The sequence below is a fragment of the Acinetobacter brisouioides genome (genome assembly GCF_004331075.1).
In the GTDB taxonomy this organism is placed as follows: Bacteria; Pseudomonadota; Gammaproteobacteria; order Pseudomonadales; family Moraxellaceae; genus Acinetobacter.
In genome coordinates, this window is the sequence record NZ_SJNX01000007.1 from 128,035 (window position 1) to 150,140 (window position 22,106).

The 22,106-nt window shown below is 47.1% G+C and carries 21 protein-coding genes; 1 reads left to right on the plus strand and 20 read right to left on the minus strand.

Going from position 1 to position 22,106, the window contains the following annotated elements:
- Positions 1-64 precede the first annotated feature (64 nt).
- The 13 genes from E0H77_RS10840 to E0H77_RS10900 form a co-directional block, all read right to left on the minus strand.
- Positions 65-643 carry a TerD family protein gene (locus E0H77_RS10840; protein WP_131377908.1) on the minus strand — a complete coding sequence of 193 codons (579 nt, stop codon included), beginning with the start codon at positions 641-643 and terminating at the stop codon, positions 65-67.
- Between the two features lie 33 nt (positions 644-676).
- Positions 677-1,756 carry a DUF475 domain-containing protein gene (locus E0H77_RS10845; protein ID WP_131377909.1) on the minus strand — a complete coding sequence of 360 codons (1,080 nt, stop codon included), beginning with the start codon at positions 1,754-1,756 and terminating at the stop codon, positions 677-679.
- A gap of 13 nt (positions 1,757-1,769) precedes the next feature.
- Complete coding sequence (locus E0H77_RS10850; RefSeq protein WP_131377911.1) at positions 1,770-2,345, minus strand: TerD family protein; 576 nt, start codon at positions 2,343-2,345, stop codon at positions 1,770-1,772.
- Positions 2,346-2,368: 23 nt separating this feature from the next.
- Entirely contained in the window at positions 2,369-3,625 is a 1,257-nt protein-coding gene (locus E0H77_RS10855; RefSeq protein ID WP_131377913.1) for a TerD family protein, read from the minus strand.
- A gap of 373 nt (positions 3,626-3,998) precedes the next feature.
- Positions 3,999-5,477 (minus strand): amino acid permease, encoded by a 1,479-nt coding sequence (locus tag E0H77_RS10860; RefSeq protein ID WP_131377915.1) that lies wholly within the window; start codon positions 5,475-5,477, stop codon positions 3,999-4,001.
- A gap of 78 nt (positions 5,478-5,555) precedes the next feature.
- Complete coding sequence (astE, locus tag E0H77_RS10865; RefSeq protein WP_131377917.1) at positions 5,556-6,539, minus strand: succinylglutamate desuccinylase; 984 nt, start codon at positions 6,537-6,539, stop codon at positions 5,556-5,558.
- 12 nt (positions 6,540-6,551) lie between these two features.
- A complete protein-coding gene (gene astB / locus E0H77_RS10870; RefSeq protein ID WP_131377918.1) occupies positions 6,552-7,895 on the minus strand; it encodes an N-succinylarginine dihydrolase in 1,344 nt (447 codons plus the stop codon).
- Between the two features lie 25 nt (positions 7,896-7,920).
- Positions 7,921-9,390 carry a succinylglutamate-semialdehyde dehydrogenase gene (astD, locus tag E0H77_RS10875; RefSeq protein ID WP_131377920.1) on the minus strand — a complete coding sequence of 490 codons (1,470 nt, stop codon included), beginning with the start codon at positions 9,388-9,390 and terminating at the stop codon, positions 7,921-7,923.
- A 1-nt stretch (position 9,391) separates the two neighbouring features.
- Complete coding sequence (astA, locus tag E0H77_RS10880; RefSeq protein ID WP_131377922.1) at positions 9,392-10,423, minus strand: arginine N-succinyltransferase; 1,032 nt, start codon at positions 10,421-10,423, stop codon at positions 9,392-9,394.
- A 12-nt stretch (positions 10,424-10,435) separates the two neighbouring features.
- Positions 10,436-11,650 carry an aspartate aminotransferase family protein gene (locus tag E0H77_RS10885; RefSeq protein ID WP_131377924.1) on the minus strand — a complete coding sequence of 405 codons (1,215 nt, stop codon included), beginning with the start codon at positions 11,648-11,650 and terminating at the stop codon, positions 10,436-10,438.
- A gap of 231 nt (positions 11,651-11,881) precedes the next feature.
- Positions 11,882-13,114, minus strand: a complete 1,233-nt coding sequence (locus tag E0H77_RS10890) for a Glu/Leu/Phe/Val family dehydrogenase (protein ID WP_416240515.1) — start codon at positions 13,112-13,114, stop codon at positions 11,882-11,884.
- A 445-nt stretch (positions 13,115-13,559) separates the two neighbouring features.
- The gene (gene hutC / locus E0H77_RS10895; protein WP_131377927.1) at positions 13,560-14,330 is read right to left on the minus strand and encodes a histidine utilization transcriptional repressor HutC; all 771 of its coding nucleotides are present in this window, start codon (positions 14,328-14,330) and stop codon (positions 13,560-13,562) included.
- 473 nt (positions 14,331-14,803) lie between these two features.
- Entirely contained in the window at positions 14,804-15,739 is a 936-nt protein-coding gene (locus E0H77_RS10900; RefSeq protein WP_228258327.1) for a LysR family transcriptional regulator, read from the minus strand.
- Positions 15,740-15,850: 111 nt separating this feature from the next.
- Between E0H77_RS10900 and E0H77_RS10905 the strand changes: the two genes are divergently transcribed.
- Positions 15,851-17,071 carry an MFS transporter gene (locus E0H77_RS10905; protein WP_131377929.1) on the plus strand — a complete coding sequence of 407 codons (1,221 nt, stop codon included), beginning with the start codon at positions 15,851-15,853 and terminating at the stop codon, positions 17,069-17,071.
- On the opposite strand, the gene E0H77_RS10910 is transcribed toward E0H77_RS10905, so the two are convergent.
- Genes E0H77_RS10910 through E0H77_RS10940 form a run of 7 tightly spaced genes read right to left on the minus strand, consistent with a single transcriptional unit; the run spans position 17,062 to position 22,106 of the window.
- Positions 17,062-17,706 carry an ATP-binding cassette domain-containing protein gene (locus E0H77_RS10910; RefSeq protein ID WP_131377931.1) on the minus strand — a complete coding sequence of 215 codons (645 nt, stop codon included), beginning with the start codon at positions 17,704-17,706 and terminating at the stop codon, positions 17,062-17,064. The two genes, E0H77_RS10905 and E0H77_RS10910, sit on opposite strands and share 10 nt — an antisense overlap.
- On the minus strand, positions 17,707-18,393 hold the full coding sequence (gene modB / locus E0H77_RS10915) for a molybdate ABC transporter permease subunit (protein WP_131377933.1): 687 nt from the start codon (positions 18,391-18,393) through the stop codon (positions 17,707-17,709). It lies immediately after the preceding gene.
- A 13-nt stretch (positions 18,394-18,406) separates the two neighbouring features.
- Positions 18,407-19,174: a molybdate ABC transporter substrate-binding protein gene (modA, locus tag E0H77_RS10920; protein ID WP_131377935.1), complete on the minus strand. Its 768-nt coding sequence runs from the start codon at positions 19,172-19,174 to the stop codon at positions 18,407-18,409.
- A gap of 12 nt (positions 19,175-19,186) precedes the next feature.
- Entirely contained in the window at positions 19,187-20,416 is a 1,230-nt protein-coding gene (locus tag E0H77_RS10925; protein WP_131377937.1) for a molybdopterin molybdotransferase MoeA, read from the minus strand.
- On the minus strand, positions 20,413-21,336 hold the full coding sequence (gene moaCB, locus E0H77_RS10930) for a bifunctional molybdenum cofactor biosynthesis protein MoaC/MoaB (protein WP_131377939.1): 924 nt from the start codon (positions 21,334-21,336) through the stop codon (positions 20,413-20,415). The genes E0H77_RS10925 and moaCB overlap by 4 nt, the downstream gene beginning before the upstream one ends.
- A 24-nt stretch (positions 21,337-21,360) precedes the next feature.
- On the minus strand, positions 21,361-21,852 hold the full coding sequence (locus E0H77_RS10935) for a molybdenum cofactor biosynthesis protein MoaE (RefSeq protein ID WP_131377941.1): 492 nt from the start codon (positions 21,850-21,852) through the stop codon (positions 21,361-21,363).
- 2 nt (positions 21,853-21,854) lie between these two features.
- Entirely contained in the window at positions 21,855-22,106 is a 252-nt protein-coding gene (locus E0H77_RS10940; RefSeq protein WP_131377943.1) for a MoaD/ThiS family protein, read from the minus strand.

A 22,106-nucleotide genomic window follows, 5' to 3' on the forward strand; every position in this document is an offset into this window, starting at 1 on the left:
TTGAAAAACTGCCTCTAAACAGCTTTTCAAGTGCTAAAAGATTGCTCTTTTAGCACTTTGGAACTTATACAGCTACACCATAGCTGGCAGCCAATGCACCTAAACCACCATTGAAACCTTGACCGACAGCTTTGAATTTCCATTCGCCACTGTGACGGTACAATTCACCAAAAATCATTGCTGTTTCAGTACTGCCATCTTCTGACAAGTCGAAACGTGCCACTTCTTCATTGGCATTGTCTTTGTTCAATACACGGATATAGGCTTTGTCGACTTGGCCAAAATTTTGACCATTTTGCTGACCTTCGTGAATGTTGACCGCAAAAATTACTTTTGCCACATCCGTAGGGACTTTGGCTAAATTAACCGATACAGTTTCATCATCGCCATCGCCTTCACCTGTACGGTTATCACCGTTGTGAACTACTGAGCCACAGTCTGACTGTTTTTGGTTAAAGAAAATAAAGTCGGTATCGCGACGCACTTTACCATTTTCACTGACTAAGAATGCCACAGCGTCAAGGTCAAAAGCCTTACCATCGGTCACACGCGGGTTCCAGCCCAAGCCAAGATCGACAAGGTTCATGCTCGGTGCGGTTTTAGATAAGTTGATGTTGCCGCCTTTAGACAAGTTAATTGCCATGATTTAAATTTCCTTCTGCTGTATCAAATTAAATTAATGTTGTTTTTTACTATAAGAAATTGAAGATAAAACTGCCCAAACAATAAAGGCAATCCCGATCAAACCAGTGACCACTTCAGGAACATGCACGCCTGTACCACTGGCGAGCATAATCAATGCCAGCGCACCAATTGCATAATGCGCGCCATGCTCTAGGAATATATAGGCATCTAATGTGCCTTTTTCAACCAAGAAGACCGTCATAGACCGTACAAACATCGCACCGATTGCCAAACCGAGCATAATAATCACTACATCGTTGGTAATCGCAAATGCCCCAATCACGCCATCAAAACTAAACGAAGCATCGAGAACTTCCAGATATAAAAAACCGCCGATGCCACCTTTTGCTACGGTTGCAACAGTGTCACCTATCGATGCACCTTGCTGATGATTTTCGGTTCCTTTGTCATCTGCATCACTACTTTCGAGCAAATGACCAATCACCTGCACGCCAATATAAATCACAATGCCCCATATCCCTGATGCCACCACAGCCAGTTTGGTTGCTTCTGGTACAAAGTGCGCCATAACCAACAATGAAATCAGCGCCAAAAATACTGAAATCGCAGGAATACTGGCTAAATTGGCGAGTTTGGACTCTAACCAGTGAAACCAGTGTGAGTCTTTTTCGTCATCAAACAAGAAGTTCAAGAACACGAGCAGCAAGAACATACCGCCAAAAGCTGCAATTTCAGGATGATGTGCCAAGAGTTTTTCAGAGTAACTTTTCGGGTCATTCAGTGCCAGTTGAGCAACATCGACAATGCTCATATCTGCGGTCACTCCCACAATTAACAATGGGAATAACAAGCGCATACCAAATACGGCAACAATAATCCCTGCGGTTAAAAACAAGGTGCGCCAGAACTGGTTCCATGTTTTGAGTACCGAAGCGTTGACTACAGCATTGTCAAATGACAGTGAAACTTCCATCACGGCTAAAATCCCCGTGATGGCAAGGGCTTTGAGCATCGTCATCAGCCCCGCGTCTGCCCCGTGGGTAAAGCCCCAGTAGGCAGATAGCGCAAGGCAGACCATGCTGAAAATTATCGAAAAACGAAAATGTTTCATCGAACCTGCTCAGTTAGATATTGATACCATATTGATGGCACATCATACGCAGACCACCCGCATAACCCTGTCCCACTGCTCGGAATTTCCATTCATCGTTGTGGCGATACAATTCACCAAACACCATCGCGGTTTCAGTCGAATAATCTTCATTCAGATCAAAACGTACAATTTCATGCTGTGAAGCATTGTTTACAATACGGATAAAGGCATTTTGCACCTGACCAAAGTTTTGGCGACGTGCTTCAGCATCATGAATGGTTACCGTGAAAATGATTTTTTGCACATCGGCAGGTAAGCGCATCAAATCAATTTTCAGGCTTTCGTCATCGCCATCTCCCGCACCTGTGCGGTTGTCACCAGTATGTTCGACTGAACCTTCTGGTGAGCGTGGCTGGTTATAAAAAATAAAATCATGTTCGCCACGAACTTTATCATTTGCCCCCAATAAAAATGCAGATGCGTCCAAATCAAAATCGACGCCATCGGTTGCACGCGCATCCCAGCCTAAACCCACTAAAACTTGGGTTAATGACGGATCAGTCTTGCTGAGTGAAAGATTGCCGCCTTTATTTAATGTAATTGCCATTTTATTGTTTCCTCTTATTTCAACTATTTGCGCCCGACTGTCCATCTAAAGCCGAAGCCATAATGTTCATCGAGCTTTTGTTGGTCATCAAAATATTGCACTTGGCGGTTGGCTTGGATTTGCCCGCCGACATTACGTAATTCAACAATCGCACAGGTACTAAGGTAACCGCCTTCGTTGACGGGTACTTCAATCGGTGGCTGATTGGGAAGCTGTATGTTTACAATAGCATCGGTTGCTGCCCAATTTGCTGCACCTTCGTAAATATATGTATAAATAACAATACGTTTAACCTGATCCCAATGTTCACCATTGATCCACAGATTTTCACCGTTTAAAGATGAGCCTGTGCGGTCATCGCCTTGTAACTCGGCATAAGGCGATTTTTCATAACTGCCAAAACGATTGCCAAGCGCCTGAATAATATGATTCGTACCATTTTGCATCTCAATCATGGCGCCCAAGTCCAAATCCACCGACTGTGATGCACTCAGCTTGCGGAAGAAACTCTTGCCACGATCGCCGCCTGAACGATTCCAGTTCAAATTCACCTGAATCTTGCCAAACGAACCATTGTGTTTGGTCAGGTTAATCGATGAATTAGGCTTATCTAAGCGAATCTTGGACAGGTTAATCGAGCTTGGTGGCGGTGTCGGTTGTGCTGTTGGGGTTGCCGAACGGGTAGGCTGACCAAAAACATTTTGGCTGCTGCTTGAATTCGCACTTGGTGGTGCGATCGGATTAGGCGGTGTTTGAGTATCTGCAACATCGACCCCAAAGTTTTCTGCGAGTGGTTTTAGTCCACCATTAAAACCCTGATCGACAAAACGATATTTCCAGCGTCCATTGTGGTTATACACTTCCGCCAAAATCAGCGCCTTTTCGGTTTTGCTCTGAGTATTGATCTCGGATGTTGCAACCACATGACCATCACTGAGTAAATCAATACTCAGCCGTTGTAAATCTCGAATATGCGCAGGCTCACTCAGCGTGGCACAAATCGCAATTTTGCCAATCACACTATCAAGCTGTGCAGTATTGATTCGGATTCGGGTTAAATAGTCGGGTTGGCTACTCGATTCAAATAACTGAATGCTTTGATTCGGGGTATGGGTTTGTCCATAGAAAATCATGTCAGCATCACCACGGACTTTTTGCGTGGTCTGTGCCAGCAAGTACGCGGTAATGTCTAAATCTATGGCTTGGGGAACACGCGCTCGGATTACGAGCTCGACTGACGTTGTCGGTAAAACCGTATTGGCACCTGCGATAAGTTGCATCACACACCTTTTGTTATGTTCTCAGTTTGATGTCTAAATAAAATAAGGGTTTTGCATTTTTAATGCGAAATCTTTATAGAAAAACAACACTTTATATAGACTTTAATTATAAATTACGATTTTATTTATATCATAGATCCGCCTTCCCCCCAACGAATCTTGCATAAAAAAACAAACCCCCAAAGGATTGAAACTTTGAGGGTCTAAATATCAATTAAATCAGAACTTAATAACGAACTGCCCGTTTCGAGTTGGAATCCCGCCACATGAAACGTCACTGTGCGATGTTTTTATTCATGATGAAAGAAGTCTATTTTTGGAGTTTAAGCAACTACCTACGCCCCCGAAGCAAGGCAGTTGCATGGTTTATTATTTAGTCTGACCCTGGTTCAATGCGGCGTCCATGTTCCAAAATCCATATCCGCTGTGGATGACGATTCCTACGATATTTGTAGGCAATAAATAACCCGATAAACCAAATTGGTGAAGCAAACAATGAAATACGCGTATCATGATCCAGACACAAAATTGCCACCACGAATACCATAAAGGCAATGCCCGCCCAGCTCATAAAAATACCTGCTGGCATTTTATAGACTGATTGTTCATGTAAATCAGGGCGTTGTTTACGGTAAGCTAAATATGACAATAAAATCATACCGAAGGCAAATACCGTTAAAATCGAAGTAAATGCCGTCACAATAATAAATGCAGACATCACACTTGGCGTAATAAACAGAATCAATGTGCCTGCCACCACACAGCCCATCGAACACAAAATGGCTTGTACGGGAACTTTGCCTTTGGACAATTGCGTAAAGCGTTGCGGTGCATCGCGCTCAACGGCAAGGCCATAAAGCATACGGCTGGTGGCAAAAATCCCACTGTTTGCAGACGACATGGCCGACGTCAGCACCACAAAATTCACCACGGCAGCAGCAGCGGTGAGCCCCACCAGTTTAAACAGCGCAACAAAAGGACTTTGGTTTGGGTCAACATGTTGCCAAGATGTCACCGAAATAATTACCAGCAATGCGCCAATATAAAATAATAGAATGCGCCAAGGAATCGAATTAATGGCTTTAGGTAATGATTTTTCAGGATTTTTGGTTTCTGCTGCGGTTGTCCCCACCAACTCAATGCCTAAAAAGGCAAATACGGCCATTTGAAAACCACTTAAAAAACCAGTAATGCCATGCGGCAAAAACGCTGCTGGATCGGTAATATGTACCACAGATGCTTTCACACCATTTGGTGAAACAAAACCCACTGAAACAAGAACTACACCTAAAACCAAAAATGCAATAATCGCTACAATTTTAATCATGGAAAACCAGAATTCGGTTTCGCCAAACATTTTGACCGTCAGCAAATTGAGTGCGGTTAAAATACTAATCGTGGCTAAAGCAGGAATCCAAATGGGTAAACTCGGATACCAAAACTGCATATAGCCGCCTATGGCAATAATATCGGCAATCGCAGTAACGATCCAACCGAGCCAGTACGACCAGCCCAGAAAAAACCCTGCCCAAGGCCCTAAATAGGCGGTGGCAAAATCTACGAAAGATTTATAGCTGGTGTTGGAGAGTAATAACTCTCCCATTGCTCGCATGACAAAAAAGAAGAAAAAGCCAACAATCATATAGGTCAATAAGACCGATGTTCCTGAGGAGGCAATGGTCTGTCCCGCCCCCATGAACAATCCAGTCCCGATCGCGCCACCAATAGCGATCAGCTGAATATGTCTGTTACTTAATGCACGGTCAAGCTGTGGTTCCTGCTCCATATGATGATGACCCAGTAGATCACCATCCCCCATCAATGCGTGAGTCTCTTTATTTTCCCGATTCATCGCCACTCCTAGCCAGCATTGCGCTGTAATTAACTGTCAATCCTTTTCATTTCTGCTGTGACGGAAGTTGTGAGGTGCCTAAGCACCTGTATCTTCTGTCAGCATAAGCCCTGCACGTAATCCTTTTTGTACGTTCGGGTTGGGAAATAAAATCCATTCTTGTATGTGCTGCACCCGCGTTTCCTGCTGTTGCTGGGTACACAATAAGTCTCCCTGCGCAAACACGCTAAAATTCGGGGCATCATCACTGAGATACAGCTTGAAGTCGTCATGTTGCTTGAGCAGTGAATACTGCACTTTGAACTGACGCATCGCACTGGATTTACCACGTAGTGGTAAAGTTTGCCCTGCCACAACACTGCGTAACATCGCGTCAGTTGCCTGAAACTGACTCAAGTCGTTGCAGCCAAACGGCAAGGCTTTGCCCAACTCCAGCGTACAGCTAGAGGCTTGGCAAGTTTCTGCTGTCAGCTGGCTAAAGGTGCGTCCAAGGCTCTGGTGTCGTACCAGAGCATCTAGATCTGCCGCCTCCAGCGAGCGTAAAAATTCAGGATCGAAAGGTTCACTTTTATATGGCAGTAAACCAAAAGTCGGTAACAGTGATGCGCGAATGGCGGTGTGCAAGTCATAGTGCAGACGAGTCGCCTGCAAGTCACTGTGCTGCATAAAATGCTGCACCAATTGTTCCAACCCTTTGGCACGTGCGGTTTCAGCGCTTTCTGTAAACTCACTGACCCCGCCCATAAACATACGGTTCAGGTCAGCATTCAGATAACGCTGTCCCTGACGCATGGCTTCAGGATTACCCAAAATGATCAACAAACGCACATGCAAGGTCAGCTTGCCAGTAAATAAGTCGGCACAAAGCTGATTCAGCAATTCAATCGGTGCAGTTTCATTGCCATGAATACCAGCCGAAAGCACCACCACTTTGTGATAGTCCTGCACTGGCGTCAGTTCCAGTACCCCTTCTGCCAGCCAGTGCCAATCAAAACCGTGCTGCTGTCCCAGCTGTGGCTCAGGGAATTGCCCACTGAGCGTCATTGCTAAAAAATCCTGCATCACTGACCACTCCTAAATCTGTTGGAACGGATAGATCGAACCTAAATTCAGCAATACCGTAAGTTCATCCAGTGCCTGACGGCTTTCGATCAACAACTGAGGATCGACCAGATCGGCTTGAGTTAAACGGTCACGGTAATGACGATCCACCCATTGATTCAATGCGCCAAATAGCTGCTCATTCATCAACACTTTCGGATTAACCGCTTGTAGTTCCTGTTCATTCAAAGCAACCCGCAAACGTAAGCAAGCAGGCCCGCCACCGTTTTGCATACTTTCACGCAGGTCAAATACCTTAATGTCATCAATCGGGGTGCCCATTTTAATCATGTCATTCAGGTAGCCCCAAACTGCCGCGTTTTTGCGGGATTCTTCAGGCACTACAATGCTCATGCCACCGTCGGGACGCGTTAAAATCTGACTGTTAAACAGATAAGTCGCGACAGCATCATCCACCGAAACACGCTGGGTCGGCACTTCAATCGCAATCAGCTCTTGCTCTAGAGTTGCCATTTTGCGGCGGATTTCATCGAGCGCCTGTGTCTGATGTAAAAATGCCTGTTGATGGTGAAACAATACTTGCTGGTTGCTGACCGCGATCACGTCATTATGGAAAACGCCCTGATCAATCACGTCAGGATGCTGCTGCACAAACACCGTGTGTGCAGCATCGAGCTGATGCAAACGTGCGATCGCTTCACTGGCTTCACGGGTCTGACGCGCAGGGTAACGTTTTGGCCCTGCTTCACCATTAAAATGCTGCTGCCCATACACAAACACCTGCACACTGCGCTCGGCATAGCTGCCACCTAAACGGTTATGGTTGGCTGCACCTTCATCGCCAAATAACGCCACTTGCGGCAACGCCGCATGATGGGCGAAATGCTGCTCGTCACGGAAAATCGCCTGCAACACTTGCGAAGTGGTATCCGCTTCAATCGAACGGTGAAACTTATTGTTTAAGTTGGCTGCGGTAAAATGCACCCGACCATCAGCACTATCGGCAGACGGTGACACGGTTGCTGCATTGGCTGTCCACATACAGGATGCCGAACTCAGTGATGAGAGCAATTGCGGTGCGTACTGCATCGCCTGTGCCAACACGCTGGCATCATCGCCACGGAAACCGAGTTTACGCAACATCGGCACATGTGGACGCTCATGCGGCACCAACACGCCTTGCTTTAAGCCCAAATCACTCAGGGCTTTCATTTTTTCTAAACCTTGCTTGGCCGCAAGTTTCGGGTTGGACACCAGATTGCGGTGTTTGGTTGAGGCTTCATTGCCAAACGACAAACCTGCATAGTGGTGAGTGGGGCCAACTAAACCATCAAAATTAACTTCGTAACCTAACATTTTCTTCTCCAATTTCCGTGGCTTATTACAACACCAACCCTGGTGTTAATTTTTCAGGCAGGCTCAGGCTATCGGTTTCCAACGATGCCATAGGCCATGCGCAGTAGTCCGCTGCATAGAAAGCACTTGGACGATGGTTGCCCGATGCCCCCACACCGCCAAACGGGGCAGCACTCGATGCCCCTGTTAAAGGTTTGTTCCAGTTAACAATCCCTGCACGAGCTTCAATCAACAGCTCGTCAAACAACGCGCGTTGAGTCGCAATCAGACCGACGGCTAAACCAAAGCGGGTTTTGTTCGCCAACTCTACCGCTTGTGCAAAATCGTCATAGCGCTGAATACAGGTCAATGGCCCGAAATATTCTTCATCGGGTACATTGGCAACGCCTGTCACTTCTAAAATGCCCGCACTGAGTAAGCTGCTATCCGCTTGCAAACGGGTCATGGCGAGCAGTGAATTCGCACCCAAATCTAGAAGAGCTTGCTGTGCCTGTAACATGCGCTCCGCCGCAGCCGATGAAATCACTCCACCCATAAACGGTTGTGGCTCAGCATCCCAAGCGCCAATCTGTAACTTGCCTGCTACTTCAACCAAACGCTGAATAAATGCATCGCCTTGTGCGCCACGTTTCACCAAAATACGACGGGCACAGGTACAGCGTTGTCCCGCAGAAATAAAGGCAGACTGAATCGCGACATTCACTGCGGCATCCAGATCTTCAAAATCTTCCACGATCAGCGCGTTGTTACCGCCCATTTCCAGTGCCAAGATTTTCTCAGGGGCACCTGCCAACTGACGATTCAACTGGTAGCCAGTATTGGCGCTACCTGTAAACAATAAACCATCAATTTCAGGGTGTTGTGCAAGGGCTTCGCCTGTTTCACGACCGCCTTGAACCAAGTTCAACACACCATTTGGTAAACCTGCCTGTTGCCATAACTTCACGGTTGCTTCGGCAGTCCACGGCGTGAGTTCACTCGGTTTAAATACGATGCTGTTCCCTGCAATCAAAGCAGGGACAATATGTCCATTGGGTAAATGCCCAGGGAAGTTGTACGGGCCAAACACCGCAAGCACACCGTGTGGGCGGTGACGTAACGATGCCACGCCATCTGCCATGCTGGTGCTGCTCTCACCTGTGCGCTGCTCATAAGCACGCAGTGAAATCGCCACTTTACCGATCATGGCTTGCACTTCGGTCAAGGTTTCCCAGTACGGTTTACTGGTTTCCTGGCTAATCACTTCCGCCAACTGGTTTTTGTTTTGTTCCAGCAAACTGGCAAAGCGTTGTACCACTTCAACCCGCGCGTCCAGACTTTGACGTGCCCAGTGTTTAAATGCACTTCGGGCGGCCTGACAAGCGGCATCTACATCGGCTGAATTTGCTGAATTTGATTTCCAAATCAATTGGTTAGTTATAGGGTTGGTTTTTTCTAAGGACGTACCTCGCCCTTGCAGCCATGTTCCTGCAATATATAAAGCTTGTTCTGACATGTTATTTTTCCAATGGATTAAGTGCCAAAATACGGACTGACTGCCCTTCAATCACTTCAAGCTGCTGTGCCTGCTCGACAGTTAAATACAGCGTTTCATCGTGCAACTGACCTTGGATCAGCAAGGCGCGATAGTCGTAGTACGCATCGTTTGCAACTAAATAATGGGAAGGAGATTTTTTGCTATCGACCGCACCAATTTTGACAGTCACCAGACGACTGTCCTTGACTGCGCGTAAGTCATCCAGTTCGGCTTCAATGGTCGGCCCTGCATCAAAAATATCGACATAGCCCTGATAACGCAGTCCTTCTGCTTCCAGCACATGGTAGGCAGGCAAGGTTTGTGGATGCACTTTACCAATCACATTGCGTGCGCTCTCAGGCAGCAAGTCCACATACAGCGGATAACGCGGCATCAGTTCGGCAATAAAGACTTTTTGCCCGATACCACTTAAATAATCCGCAGTAGAGAAGTCCATATTGAAGAAGTGCTTACCGAGTTCATTCCAAAATGGTGAGCGCCCTTGTTCATCGGAAACCCCACGCATTTCTGCGAGTAGGCGTTGCTGAAAAAACTGGCGAAATGCCGCAATAAACAAAAAGCGGATTTTCGACAAGAATTTGCCATTGTTGCTATGCCGATAATCAGGATCAAGGAACAAAGTACACAGTTCGCTATAGCCTGTATGGTCATTGCTTAAAAACAGCGTTGGCAAAACTTTATAGACATTCAACGCCTTCGATGCATGTACCTGTGTACCCACATGAAAGTTGTACCACGGCTCGGTCAGGCCGACCGCAACTTCCAAGGCGCTCACCCCGACCACACGCCCATTGGACTGGTCTTCCAGCACAAACAGATAACCCTGTTCATGTTTGCTGGCTTCACCGTTTAAGGTGTTACGGGTACGTTCGATTCGTGCCGACAAAATATCTTTATTGGGAGGCAATGAGGTCAAGCCTGTGCCTGCTTTAGTGGCAAGCTGATAAATGTCGTCTAAATCGCGGTGCTCGGCGTGGCGTACGATCATCATGGGGCAATATCCTTATTTTACGAGACGGGCAACAGCACGTTCAAAGCGTTGTAATCCTTCGATGATATCCGCTTCAGGGATAATCAGCGATGGGGTAAAACGTACTACGTCTGTGCCTGCCACCAGTGCCAATAATCCTTCTTCGGCAGCGAGGTTCGTGACTTGTTTTGCTTGACCTGCGTATTCGTCTTTGAGCACACAGCCGATCAACAGACCTTCGCCACGCACTTGGCTAAAGACTGGATATTTGGCATTAATCGCTTCAATGCCTGCCACAAACTGCTGATGACGCGCTTTCACACCCTCAAGCACTTCTGGGCTATTGATATAGTCAAATACCGCACTGGCAACGGCACAGGCCAATGGATTACCACCGTAAGTTGTACCGTGTGAACCGACCGTTAAAACTTTGGCTAAGGCATCGGTGGTCAGCATTGCCCCGATCGGGAAACCGCCACCCAAGGCTTTGGCTGTGGTCAACACATCAGGCACAACACCTGTATTCATATAAGCATAGAGTGCGCCAGTACGACCAACTCCCGTTTGCACTTCATCAAAAATCAGTAAGGCATTGTGACGATCACACAGTTCACGCAAGCCTTTTAAAAATTCAAGCTCAGCAGGTAACACGCCGCCTTCACCCTGAATCGGTTCAACAATCACTGCACAGGTTTGATCATTAATAATTTCGGCAGCAGCAGCCAAATCATTATATGCCACATGTTGAATGCCTTCTGGCAACGGTGCAAAATCTTGCGAATATTTCGGCTGACCGCCCGCAGTCACAGTAAATAAAGTCCGACCATGAAAGGCATTGTTAAATGCTACAATGCGGTTTTTACCTTCCACACCACTGTCATTGCCATATTTACGTGCCAGTTTCAGTGCAGCTTCATTGGCTTCTGCACCTGAGTTGGCAAAAAAGACTTTATCTGCAAAGGTTGAATCAGCAAGTTGTTTCGCGAGGCGCAGGACAGGTTCATTCGTATAGCCATTGCCGATATGCCAGAGCTTTTGTGCTTGTTCGGTCAGTGCCTGAACTGCAACAGGATGGGCATGCCCCAATGCATTGACCGCGATCCCCCCAGCAAAATCAATATATTCTTTACCTTGTTGGTCCCAGACACGTGAACCTTCACCACGCACCAAAATAAAATTGGCAGGGGCAAACACTGGCACCATCCACTGGTTAAAGTCATTTCGGGTAATCGTCATTGGCTGATTCATATTAACCTCTAATTTATTGAAAAATAGCCAATTTCATTTTATGCACCAAACAAGTCACGACAGCACTGTGTCGCGTTTGTTCTATGTGGGACTAAACCGTTTAGTGCCCTGTTCATAGAGGTCTGAGGACAAGTCCGCTTGCCATCAGATGATGCATAGGGGGAAATTTTCACCCCTATTCAAACTGAAAAAATTTTCGGATTGCACCACTCAGGCACAGTTCGTAATGAATTATTTTCCTGGGTAAATGCCGCGTTCCTTGCGTGCCATCAGAATGCGCTCACAGGCCAAAATATAAGCAGAGGTGCGCAAGTTACAGTTCTTTTCTTGTGCCTTGTTCCAGACATCAGCAACCGCATCACGCATGATGGTATCTAATCGCTGATTAATTTCGGTTTCGCTCCAGAAGAAGCTCGACATGTCCTGTACCCACTCGAAGTAGCTCACGGTCACACCGCCCGCATTACAGATCACATCAGGCACCACAATGATGCCTCGGCGATGCAAAATATCATCCGCTTCTGGGTAGGTTGGGCCATTTGCGCCCTCAAGTACCAAACGTGCCTGTAATTTTTCTGCGCGTTCTGCGGTAATTTGCCCTTCGAGTGCCGCAGGAATCAGGATTTCTGCCTGAACATCCCAAAATGCCTCTGCTTCAATTTCAGTGGCATCAGCAAACCCTGCCACGCCACCGTGCTGCTGTACATGTTGTTGTAAAGCCTGAGTATTGAAACCTGCATCATTGAAAATCGTACCTGTATGATCTTGCACACAGACCACTTTCGCGCCTGTTTCGGCAAACAAAATTGCCGCTTCACTGCCGACATTACCAAAGCCTTGTACGGCGACACAACTGCCCGCAATAGGCAGACCAATTTTCTGTGCAATCTGACAACCTGTGACAAACACACCGCGTCCTGTGGCTTTCACTCGTCCAAGTGAACCACCCAGATGTACAGGTTTGCCTGTCACCACACCTGTCACGGTATGCCCTTGTTCAATCGAATAAGTGTCCATAACCCAAGCCATGACGCGCGGATTGGTGCCAACATCAGGCGCAGGAATGTCTTTTTGCGGGCCAATAATATGCCCAATTTCACTGGTATAACGACGCGTCAAACGCTCAAGCTCGGCATCTGACAACTGGCGTGGGTCGACCCGAATACCACCTTTGGCACCGCCAAAAGGCAAATTCAACACTGCGGTTTTAATGGTCATCCATGCCGACAAGGCCATGACTTCATTGAGGTCTACATTGGGATGAAAACGAATCCCGCCCTTGCCTGGCCCACGTGACAAGTTGTGTTGTACCCGATAGCCTTCAAAATGACGAATTGAACCGTCATCCATCACCACAGGCACATCCACAATCAGCGCACGTTTTGGGTTTTTTAAAGTATCAATATATCGGGTAAGGTCGCCCAGATATGGTTTAACCCGTTCAATCTGTGCCAGATAAGTCATCCATGCACTGTTATTTTGCTGCGCGTAAGAGAGATGAGTCTCCACGGCAAAATCATGTTTGTTGTGGTTTGCTTCAGCCTTGAGCTGTTCTGAAATCATATTGCCCACGTGTATTTACTCGCTACCGTTGCTTTAAGTTTTACAAAGAGCGCATTAAAATGACTCTCTCTACATCCTGTATATGTATAAACTTGTATATACAAGTTGAAATATAAATCAGTTTTTTTTAAAAAAATAGAGATGGGGTTTAAATTTTTTAAAAAACTTTATAAGATACTATTTTATAAAAATATTTTTAATTGTATTTTTCATCATTCTGTCATTTTAAAAGTTAAAATCGTAAGTTTTTAACGCACTAAACTCATGCATTTTGTAATTTTTAGGCGCATTTTTTCAGTGCATTTACGGTTAAACATGTACAACGCCCATACATTTTCAAGGCAATCTAGTAGCGAGTCGTTGGCGTAAATTTACCTTTCAAATAATAGCGACTACCTGGGTAAATCAGTCGAGCACTCGACACAATATGTTCACCTGTCCATGTACGGCGTTTGAGCAATAGGCACGGTTCGGTCTTGCTGATTTCCAGCCATTTGCATTCTTTGGCATTGGCTAAAATCGCTTCAACAATATGCTCACCCTGACTAATCGGCACACGTTTCACCAAATAATCGTTCGGGGTAATTTGGGTAAAATCTTGCTGAATATAATTGGGAATCAATGCAGCATTGACCAAGCGGTCTTCAAGCTGTACAGGAATATCATTTTCAAAATGAATCAAAATTGAATGATAGAGTTTTTGCCCAATCGCGACCTGCATTTGCAAACATTGTGCTTTATTGGCACGAATTTGTTCCAGCAAAATAATCTCTGAACGGTGGCGATGGTTACGACTTTCGATCTCTTTGGCGATGTTGTCTATCTGAAATAGTGCCGCTTCGCTTTGTCGCTCTGCCACAAATGAACCCACACCCTGAATACGGGTCAAAAAGCGCTGTTCAGTCAACTCACGCAAAGCGCGGTTGATGGTCATACGGCTACAACCGAGCAGTTTAACCAATTCCATTTCCGATGGAATTTTGTAGTTGGCAGGCCAGATTCCATCTTGAATTTTTTTTATAATCAATTGTTTGACTTGTTCATATAGCGGCAACGGGCTGTCGTGCAATGGCGATAACTCTGCTTGCTGCTGTGGGTTAGAGACACGGTTAGTCATGATCAACTCGAACAAAATCAATAAACAATAAAATGCGCAGGCACACGCCAACAAAATGAATTCATTCGCCCAAGATTGGGCAAAAGTTTTACTAAAATAGCATAAATCATCAGCAGCATTGCCAGTTTTGAAAACTGTTTAAGCAATACAAATCAGTTTAGAAGTTTAATTATAAACGCCATAATTTCAATAAATTCATAATAAGCTCTTATAATTGAAATCAAATATTTGGAGTTCATCACTACTTTTGTTTCGGCAAAAATAGCCAAAACTACCTTGCGGAGCAATGCTCCTCACCACAAAACTCGTCAGTAGTTATCAAGAATCTAATTTGTCGCAGAAACAATTATTTGTTAATGCCATCATGCCTCAAACAGTTACGGATGACATTTTCGCACATCATACATTTCCATAAATTCAAGAATAGATTCTAAGCAATCACTGAATTCACTAGCTTTCACCAATTCTTGTCTTTATTTAAGTTGCTGCATGCCCGAAATGGTCGGCATGACCTCGCGCATTAAACTCAAAAACTGCCGCAGGCGTGCTGGATAATAACGCGCCCACGGATACACCAGATACACGGGCAATGGTGCAGCTTGCCACTCAGGTAGAATATTCACCAGTGTCCCTTCTGCCAGTGCATCTGCCGCCAGCCAACTGGAAATGACCGCCCCCCCCAAACCTTGCAACGCCGAATTTTTCAGCACAAATAAACTGTCGGTGCTCAAACGCGGTTGAATCGGCACACTGTGAATTTGCTGGGTCATCTGATTTTTCAGACGAATTTCATGCCGATAGTAGGTACTGAGTTCAATCCAAGGAAAATTGGTCAAGTCTTCAATCTGCTGAATCGTGGGTGACTGTGCCAACAGTTCAGGGCTTGCCACCATAATCCGTGGCACTTCTGCCAGTAAAATCGCCACCGTGTTCGGGTCAGGTTCAAAACCGACATGAATGGCACAGTCGATATGATCCGCCAAAAAATCAGGTGCAGCATCACTGAGTCGCCATTCGATATTCAGCGCAGGATAACGCTTTAAAAAATCCAAAACAGGCAGTAGTAATTGCTGTTGACCAAAGGCATGTGGTGCACGTACTCGCAACAACCCGACTGGCTCATCTGCAACCTGTTTCAGGTCATCTTCCAGATTCAGCCAGTCATCAATCAGGTTTTTGGCATGCTGATAACAGCGTTCACCATCATCGGTGAGTTTGGTCGCATGTGTAGTGCGTAGCAGCAATTTTGCCCCAAGCAATCGTTCAAGGGTACTTAAACGCCGACTCACGGTAGCCTGTGACACCTCAAGCTGACGCGCCGCACCTGACAGGGAGCCGCTCTCAACAATCCGAATCAGGGTATGCAACAGTTCCAGTCGATCTATACGTTCAAGAGATTTCATTTGCATACGGGCTATACGTTTGGCGTATAACTATTTTACCATGACCATCGCTACCATGATTCTGCCATTTGTCCCAAAATAACCATCAGTTTTTGTAAAAACCTAGAGATTGCGACCATGACTGATGCTGCCCCCACCCCATCCGTTTCATCTTTATTGGTGTTTATGCTAGCGACAGGTGCAGGCATTGCCGTGGCGTGCCTGTACTATGCTCAACCCATTTTGCCGTTATTTGCCAGTGACTTGCATATTGCTGTAGGTGATTTAGGACTCATTCCGATGCTGACCCAAATTGGCTATGCTTTGGGGATTTTCTTTCTGATTCCACTGGGGGATCGTTACGACCGCCGCGTGCTGATTTTGAGCAAAAGTTTGCTTCTCATCATCTCCTTAGTGGTGCTGAGTTTCGGTCAGGGCTTATACAGTGTGTTGCTGTTTAGTCTGGTGGTTGGCATTACCGCGACCATGGCGCAGGATATTGTGCCGAGTGCGGCGATTCTTGCGCCTGCGGGACAACAAGGTAAATTTGTCGGCACAGTCATGACCGGATTATTGCTCGGGATTTTACTGTCACGAACCGTGAGTGGCGTGATTGCCGCGTATTGGGGTTGGCGTGCCATGTATCAACTGGCCGCGATGAGCGTGTTTGTGGTGTCGTTGGGCTTATGGCGCGTGCTACCGTGCTTTCAGCCACATGCGCAATTGGGTTACTTTGCCTTGCTCGGGTCTATGCGACAATTGTGGCAACAGTACCCTGCTTTACGCCGCGCAGCACTGGCTCAAGGTTTGCTCTCAGTTGCCTTTAGTGCCTTTTGGTCGACCCTTGCAGTGATGTTAGCGGAGCATTATCACTTGGGCAGTGCGGCAGCAGGTGGTTTTGGCATTGCTGGTGCGGCAGGTGCTTTAGCCGCGCCGATAGCAGGTTCATTGTCCGACCGTTATGGTTCGCATCGGGTGACGCAACTCGGTGCTGCGTTAGTGATGCTGTCTTTCGCGGCGATGTGGGTGTTACCCATGTTGTCTGTACATGCGCAACTACTGCTGATTGCGATTGCTGCAATTGGGTTTGACTTGGGGCTACAAGCCAGTTTGGTGGCACATCAAACGCTGGTGTATAGCCTAGAATCGACTGCACGCGGTCGTTTAAATGCAGTGCTATTTACAGGCGTGTTTACAGGTATGGCATCGGGTTCATGGCTGGGCAGTAAGGCTTATGCAATGGCTGGCTGGCAAGCCGTGGTGACGCTTGCCGCGATTATGGGCTTGATCAGTTTATGGATTCGTTGGGTTGAAGGTCGCCGCTTGCAGCAGCTAGCAAGTGCCTCAGCTCAATCCTGATAATATAAGCGCCCTTCAGCCAGACGAAGCTGCGGGGCATTCAATTGTTCCAGTTCTTCCAAATGATGGGTGATGTACAACATCGGAATCGCCAGTTCTTGTCGAATGGTATTTAAAAAACTAAGCAATTGCTGGCGAAGTTGCAGGTCTAAACCTGTCGTCGGTTCATCCAGCAACAATAAATCGGGCGATGACAACAGCGCCCGTGCAATCGCCACACGCTGTGCTTCACCGCCTGAAAGCTGATGCGCTTTGCGTTTTAATAACGGCACCAAACCCAATAATTCCACAATATAACTACTGGCAAATTTCGGCGCTGGTGATTGTTTCCAACGCTGCGCATAGCCAATATTTTGCAAGACATTCAAATGAGGAAACAGGCAAGCTTGCTGAAAAATAAAGGCAATATTACGTTGATGCACAGGCATATTGATGCCTTGCTGACTATCCAATAAAACCTGTTGATTGAGCTGAATTTTGCCTTGCTGAGGCTGCAACAGCCCTGCCAGACATTTGAAAAAACTGGATTTTCCTGAACCCGATGCCCCGACAATCCCCAACACAGGCGCTTGGCTGGTAAGCTCGACCTGTAAAGTAAAATCGGCTTGGCAATATTCAAACTGACAGTTCAGCATTTACATTCGTCCCAAACGCTGTTGATATTTTTGCAAAATCACATGATTGGCAATCAGCGCTACAAAGGCCAGCGCCACCGATAACACCACCAGACGCAGTGCCATGTGTTCACCATCAGGCTGTTGCAGGAGTGAATAAATCGCAATCGGCACGGTGCGGGTTTCATCAGGAATATTGCCCACGAAAGTAATAGTCGCGCCAAATTCGCCAAGGCTACGGCTAAAACATAAAATACTGCCAATCACGATGCCAGGAATTGCCATTGGCAGACTGACGCTATAAAACACCTGCCACGGATTTGCGCCCAAGCTCGCCGCTACATGTTCAAGGCGCTGATCAATCAACTGAAACGACAGTTTGATCGGCTGTACCATCAAGGGAAAAGCCACCACCATGGATGCCAGAACTGCCCCCTTCCAGTTAAATGCCAACTGAATCCCGAACTGTTGCAAGGCATGTCCAATCCAGCCCTGATTGCCAAATAACACCAGCAGAGCATAACCCAATACCACAGGTGGCAGCACCATCGGCAATTGCAAGCAGGCTTCCAGCAGGAATTTCAGCCGAAACTGCAAACGCACCAGACTCCATGCCACGCCAATCGCAAAGGGCAAGCACAGCAAGGTCGCCCAAAGCGCAACTTTGGCGGAGAGTGCCAAGGCACTCAGTTCTTCAGGCGATAGCATCGCTGTCATCCTTTTAGCGGTTTATGCGAAAACCATAGCGCTGGAAAATCGCCAGAGCTTGTACACTGTGGCTCATAAAACGATAAAACTGTTGGGCTTCAGGATTTTGCTCTCCGACTTTGGTCAGTGCTACAGGGTAAATCACCGCATCATGTGAATTTTCAGGCAGTATCCCAATAATCTTAACTTTCTGGCTGACCAAAGCATCGGTTTTATAGACAATCCCGACATCACATTCGCCACGCTCGACAAAGGTCAGCGCAGCACGCACATCATCTGTACCCACAATCCGACCTTGCAAGCTGTTGAGCCAATTCAGCTTGATCAGACTCTGTTTGGCGTATTTACCGACAGGTACGGACTCCATTTGCCCTGTACACAGCTTGCCTGAAAAGGCTTGCGCAAAGGCAAAATGACTGCTGGGCTGAAACTTGATATTCAGGTTTTTCGGGCTGATCAGCACCACTTGATTGCGTAGCAACGGTTTAACATATTGGGCACTGACTTCTTGTTTTTGCAACAAATAGTTCATCCAGTCCTGATCAGCGGAAAATAAAATATCGCTCGATGCACCTGCCACGATTTGCTTGGCAAGCGTGGAAGATGCCGCATATACAGGCACGACTTTAGTGCTCGGATGCTGCTGCTGATATAGCTTGGCAATCTCGGTCACCGCATTGGTCAGGCTGGCAGCAGCATAGACTTTCACCTCACCCGCAGATACAGCCATACTGATAAATACGCCTGCCAAAGTCATTCCCAGTTGACGTGTAAAATGCATGTGTATTATCCCCTAATCCAGATAAATGCCGTTGAGTAATGTGCCTGCACTCAGCACCGTATCGGCAGGAACTCGCAGCAAAAAATTACTCTCGAATAAATTGCTGAGCATGTGCGACTGCTGTTTTTTCAAAGCAGTCACCTGTAATTGACCCTGTTGAATTTCAGCTGACATTCTTAAAAAACGCTCACGGCGATCTGGTTTAAGATCATGTTGCAGCACCGCGCTAACCCATGCAGGTGCAATGCTTTGCCCTGCCAGTCCACGCAGCACACTGCTGACATAGACTTGCAACGCCACATATACCGCCGCAGGATTGCCCGGTAATCCAAGTAAATAACAGCAGCGCTCTGCTGATTGTGAATGGGCGAAAAACATTGGTTTACCTGGTTTTTGTTTGACCTTCCAGAACACCTGCTGAAAACCCAAGTTCAGTGCCACAGGTCGGACAAAATCATAATCACCGACTGACACACCACCAGTGGTAATGATCAGATCAAAACGGGATTGTAGATCTTGCAGCAACTCAGTCAGTGCGGTTTCTTGATCCGCCACCAAGAAAAATTCTGCATCTAAGCGATGTTGCTGACACCATGCTTTGAGCATTGGGGTATTGGCATCGAAAATTTTGCCTTGCTGTAATTCATCGACATGGCTGGCCACTTCATCGCCCGTGACCACCACCGCAATTTTGGCTTGGCGATAAACGCTGACCTGCTGCACCCCTGCCATACACAGCGCCGCGATTGCACCAACACTTAGCCGCTGTCCCTGAGTGGCAAGCACTTGCCCTGCCTGCACTTCTTCGCCTGCATCACGAATATCAGCATGCTTCGCCAGATCGTCGGTCAGTTCAATCTGTTGTTCCACGTGGAGCTGTACAATTTCCTGACGCGCCACCGTGGTAGTGCCTTCGGGAATTTTGCCGCCTGTAAAAATCCGTACCGCTTGCCCTGCTTGCAGCAGCACATCACTGACTTGTCCTGCGCGGACTTCACCGATGACCTGAAAGCATTGCCCTGCATCAATCGGATGCTGTGCGGCAGCCAGCGCATAACCATCCACTGCACTTTGGGAAAAAATCGGCAATGCCACAGGGGCATGCACATCCTCTACCAAAACGCGCTGCAATGCCTGCTCGACAGATACAGGCTCACGACCCAACGGCTGAACGGTTTGTGCAATCAGTGCCAATGCCTGATCAATCGAAATCAGTCCATGTTCTGCACCGCAGCCACTCATTGATAACCTCCTGCATGTGGGATATTTTTTTGTACATCAAACAGATGCACCAATGCAGGTAAAATTGCAGTGAGGGATTCACTCGCACCGCCACGACTGCCCGGTAGGGTAATGACTAAACTGTTGTCAATATAACCCGCCACACCACGTGACAATGCCGCGTACGGCGTACGTTTTTGCCCAAAGCTGCGTGCTGCTTCCATCAATCCCGGAATTTCACGTTGCAATAAGGGCTGCAAGGTTTCTATGGTCAAATCTTTCGGGCCTAAGCCTGTACCGCCTACGGTGACAATCAGCGGATAATGATTTTTTTGCTGTTCGATCAAGGCCAGTAACGCAGTAGGATCATCGGCAATCACCTGATAGGCAATCTCACTAAAATTGGCATCTTCTAGCATCTGCATGACACTTTGCCCTGCGGTGTCGGGCTTTTTGCCCGCAGCAACGGTATCGGACAGCACAATCACCGACGCTTGCAGGCTATGTTTTAATTGACGCACAAAATGCGATTTTCCGCCTTTTTTCTTGAGTAATCGGCACTGATCCATCTGTAAGTCTTCAGGCTCACAGTGCGGTTTCAGCATGTCATACAAGGTCAGTGCCGCGAGACTGGCAGCAGTCAGTGCTTCCATTTCCACGCCTGTCGGCCCAATAGTTTCCACCGTTGCCACAATGGTCACTGCGGCTTCATGCAGTTCAAATTCCACATCCGCACGGTAAATCGGCAACGGATGACACAGTGGAATCAGCTCGTCAGTACGTTTCGCCGCCAAAATCCCTGCAATGCGTGCCGTTTTGAGTGCATCACCTTTTTCCGTATTGCCCTGCCGTAAGAGTTCAATACAATGCGGCGGTGCAGACAGCACCGCTTGAGCTTCTGCAATCCGATAACTCTCGGCTTTCATGGCAACATTTTTCATGACGATGGTTCTCAAATAAGTCTATTAGTTATGTGAATGTTTGTGGGAATGCGAATGACCTGAATGCTCATGTTCCTCGGCACTATAGTCTTTACGAATACAGCAACCTGTCACAAACTGACTGCTACCATCACTATAAAATTCTTCTTTCCACACAGGCACTTCATGCTTGACCCGTTCCACCGCTTCTTCACATGCAGCAAAAGCTTCACGGCGGTGTTCCGCATAGGCCAGTGCAATAATAGCCGTACCACCAATGCCAAGTTTGCCGACACGATGCACCACCCGAACATACTGCACCGCATATTTGGCTTGCACTTCCTGTTCAATCTGCCGAATCATTTTTTCAGCCAAAGGTGCATAAGCGGTATAACACAGCGCATCGACTGAGCGCCCTGCATGGTGATTGCGTACCACGCCAATAAAACTGCCAATTCCGCCACACGCTGGAAAGTCTGCAATCGGAGCGAAACAATCGAGGCTTAAATCCTGATTCTGAATTCGGGAAAAATCCATATTTATCCTCCCGCCACAGGTGACAACAACACCAAAGAGCTGTCTGTATTTAAAGCATCCTGACGCGACACCAAACGGTCAGCAATAGCACAAGCACATTGCTGAATCGCGGCCTGTGCCTGCGGATACTGCTGCGTGAGTTGCTCAAGCACTGCTGCAATGTGTATAGGCGTATCGAACTCAAGCTGAAGATCGCTCGGCAGCCAGCGCGTCACTGCGCCAAAACCTTCAATCTGTACCGAAAATTTTTGCAT

Coding starts and splice junctions, on each gene's coding strand:
- E0H77_RS10840 (WP_131377908.1), bottom strand. CDS start 643: ATGGCAATTAACTTGTCTAAAGGCGGCAACATCAACTTATCTAAAACC.
- E0H77_RS10845 (WP_131377909.1), bottom strand. CDS start 1,756: ATGAAACATTTTCGTTTTTCGATAATTTTCAGCATGGTCTGCCTTGCG.
- E0H77_RS10850 (WP_131377911.1), bottom strand. CDS start 2,345: ATGGCAATTACATTAAATAAAGGCGGCAATCTTTCACTCAGCAAGACT.
- E0H77_RS10855 (WP_131377913.1), bottom strand. CDS start 3,625: ATGCAACTTATCGCAGGTGCCAATACGGTTTTACCGACAACGTCAGTC.
- E0H77_RS10860 (WP_131377915.1), bottom strand. CDS start 5,477: ATGAATCGGGAAAATAAAGAGACTCACGCATTGATGGGGGATGGTGAT.
- astE (WP_131377917.1), bottom strand. CDS start 6,539: ATGCAGGATTTTTTAGCAATGACGCTCAGTGGGCAATTCCCTGAGCCA.
- astB (WP_131377918.1), bottom strand. CDS start 7,895: ATGTTAGGTTACGAAGTTAATTTTGATGGTTTAGTTGGCCCCACTCAC.
- astD (WP_131377920.1), bottom strand. CDS start 9,390: ATGTCAGAACAAGCTTTATATATTGCAGGAACATGGCTGCAAGGGCGA.
- astA (WP_131377922.1), bottom strand. CDS start 10,423: ATGATGATCGTACGCCACGCCGAGCACCGCGATTTAGACGACATTTAT.
- E0H77_RS10885 (WP_131377924.1), bottom strand. CDS start 11,650: ATGAATCAGCCAATGACGATTACCCGAAATGACTTTAACCAGTGGATG.
- E0H77_RS10890 (WP_416240515.1), bottom strand. CDS start 13,114: ATGACTTATCTGGCACAGATTGAACGGGTTAAACCATATCTGGGCGAC.
- hutC (WP_131377927.1), bottom strand. CDS start 14,330: ATGACTAACCGTGTCTCTAACCCACAGCAGCAAGCAGAGTTATCGCCA.
- E0H77_RS10900 (WP_228258327.1), bottom strand. CDS start 15,739: ATGCAAATGAAATCTCTTGAACGTATAGATCGACTGGAACTGTTGCAT.
- E0H77_RS10905 (WP_131377929.1), top strand. CDS start 15,851: ATGACTGATGCTGCCCCCACCCCATCCGTTTCATCTTTATTGGTGTTT.
- E0H77_RS10910 (WP_131377931.1), bottom strand. CDS start 17,706: ATGCTGAACTGTCAGTTTGAATATTGCCAAGCCGATTTTACTTTACAG.
- modB (WP_131377933.1), bottom strand. CDS start 18,393: ATGCTATCGCCTGAAGAACTGAGTGCCTTGGCACTCTCCGCCAAAGTT.
- modA (WP_131377935.1), bottom strand. CDS start 19,174: ATGCATTTTACACGTCAACTGGGAATGACTTTGGCAGGCGTATTTATC.
- E0H77_RS10925 (WP_131377937.1), bottom strand. CDS start 20,416: ATGAGTGGCTGCGGTGCAGAACATGGACTGATTTCGATTGATCAGGCA.
- moaCB (WP_131377939.1), bottom strand. CDS start 21,336: ATGAAAAATGTTGCCATGAAAGCCGAGAGTTATCGGATTGCAGAAGCT.
- E0H77_RS10935 (WP_131377941.1), bottom strand. CDS start 21,852: ATGGATTTTTCCCGAATTCAGAATCAGGATTTAAGCCTCGATTGTTTC.
- E0H77_RS10940 (WP_131377943.1), bottom strand. CDS start 22,106: ATGCAAAAATTTTCGGTACAGATTGAAGGTTTTGGCGCAGTGACGCGC.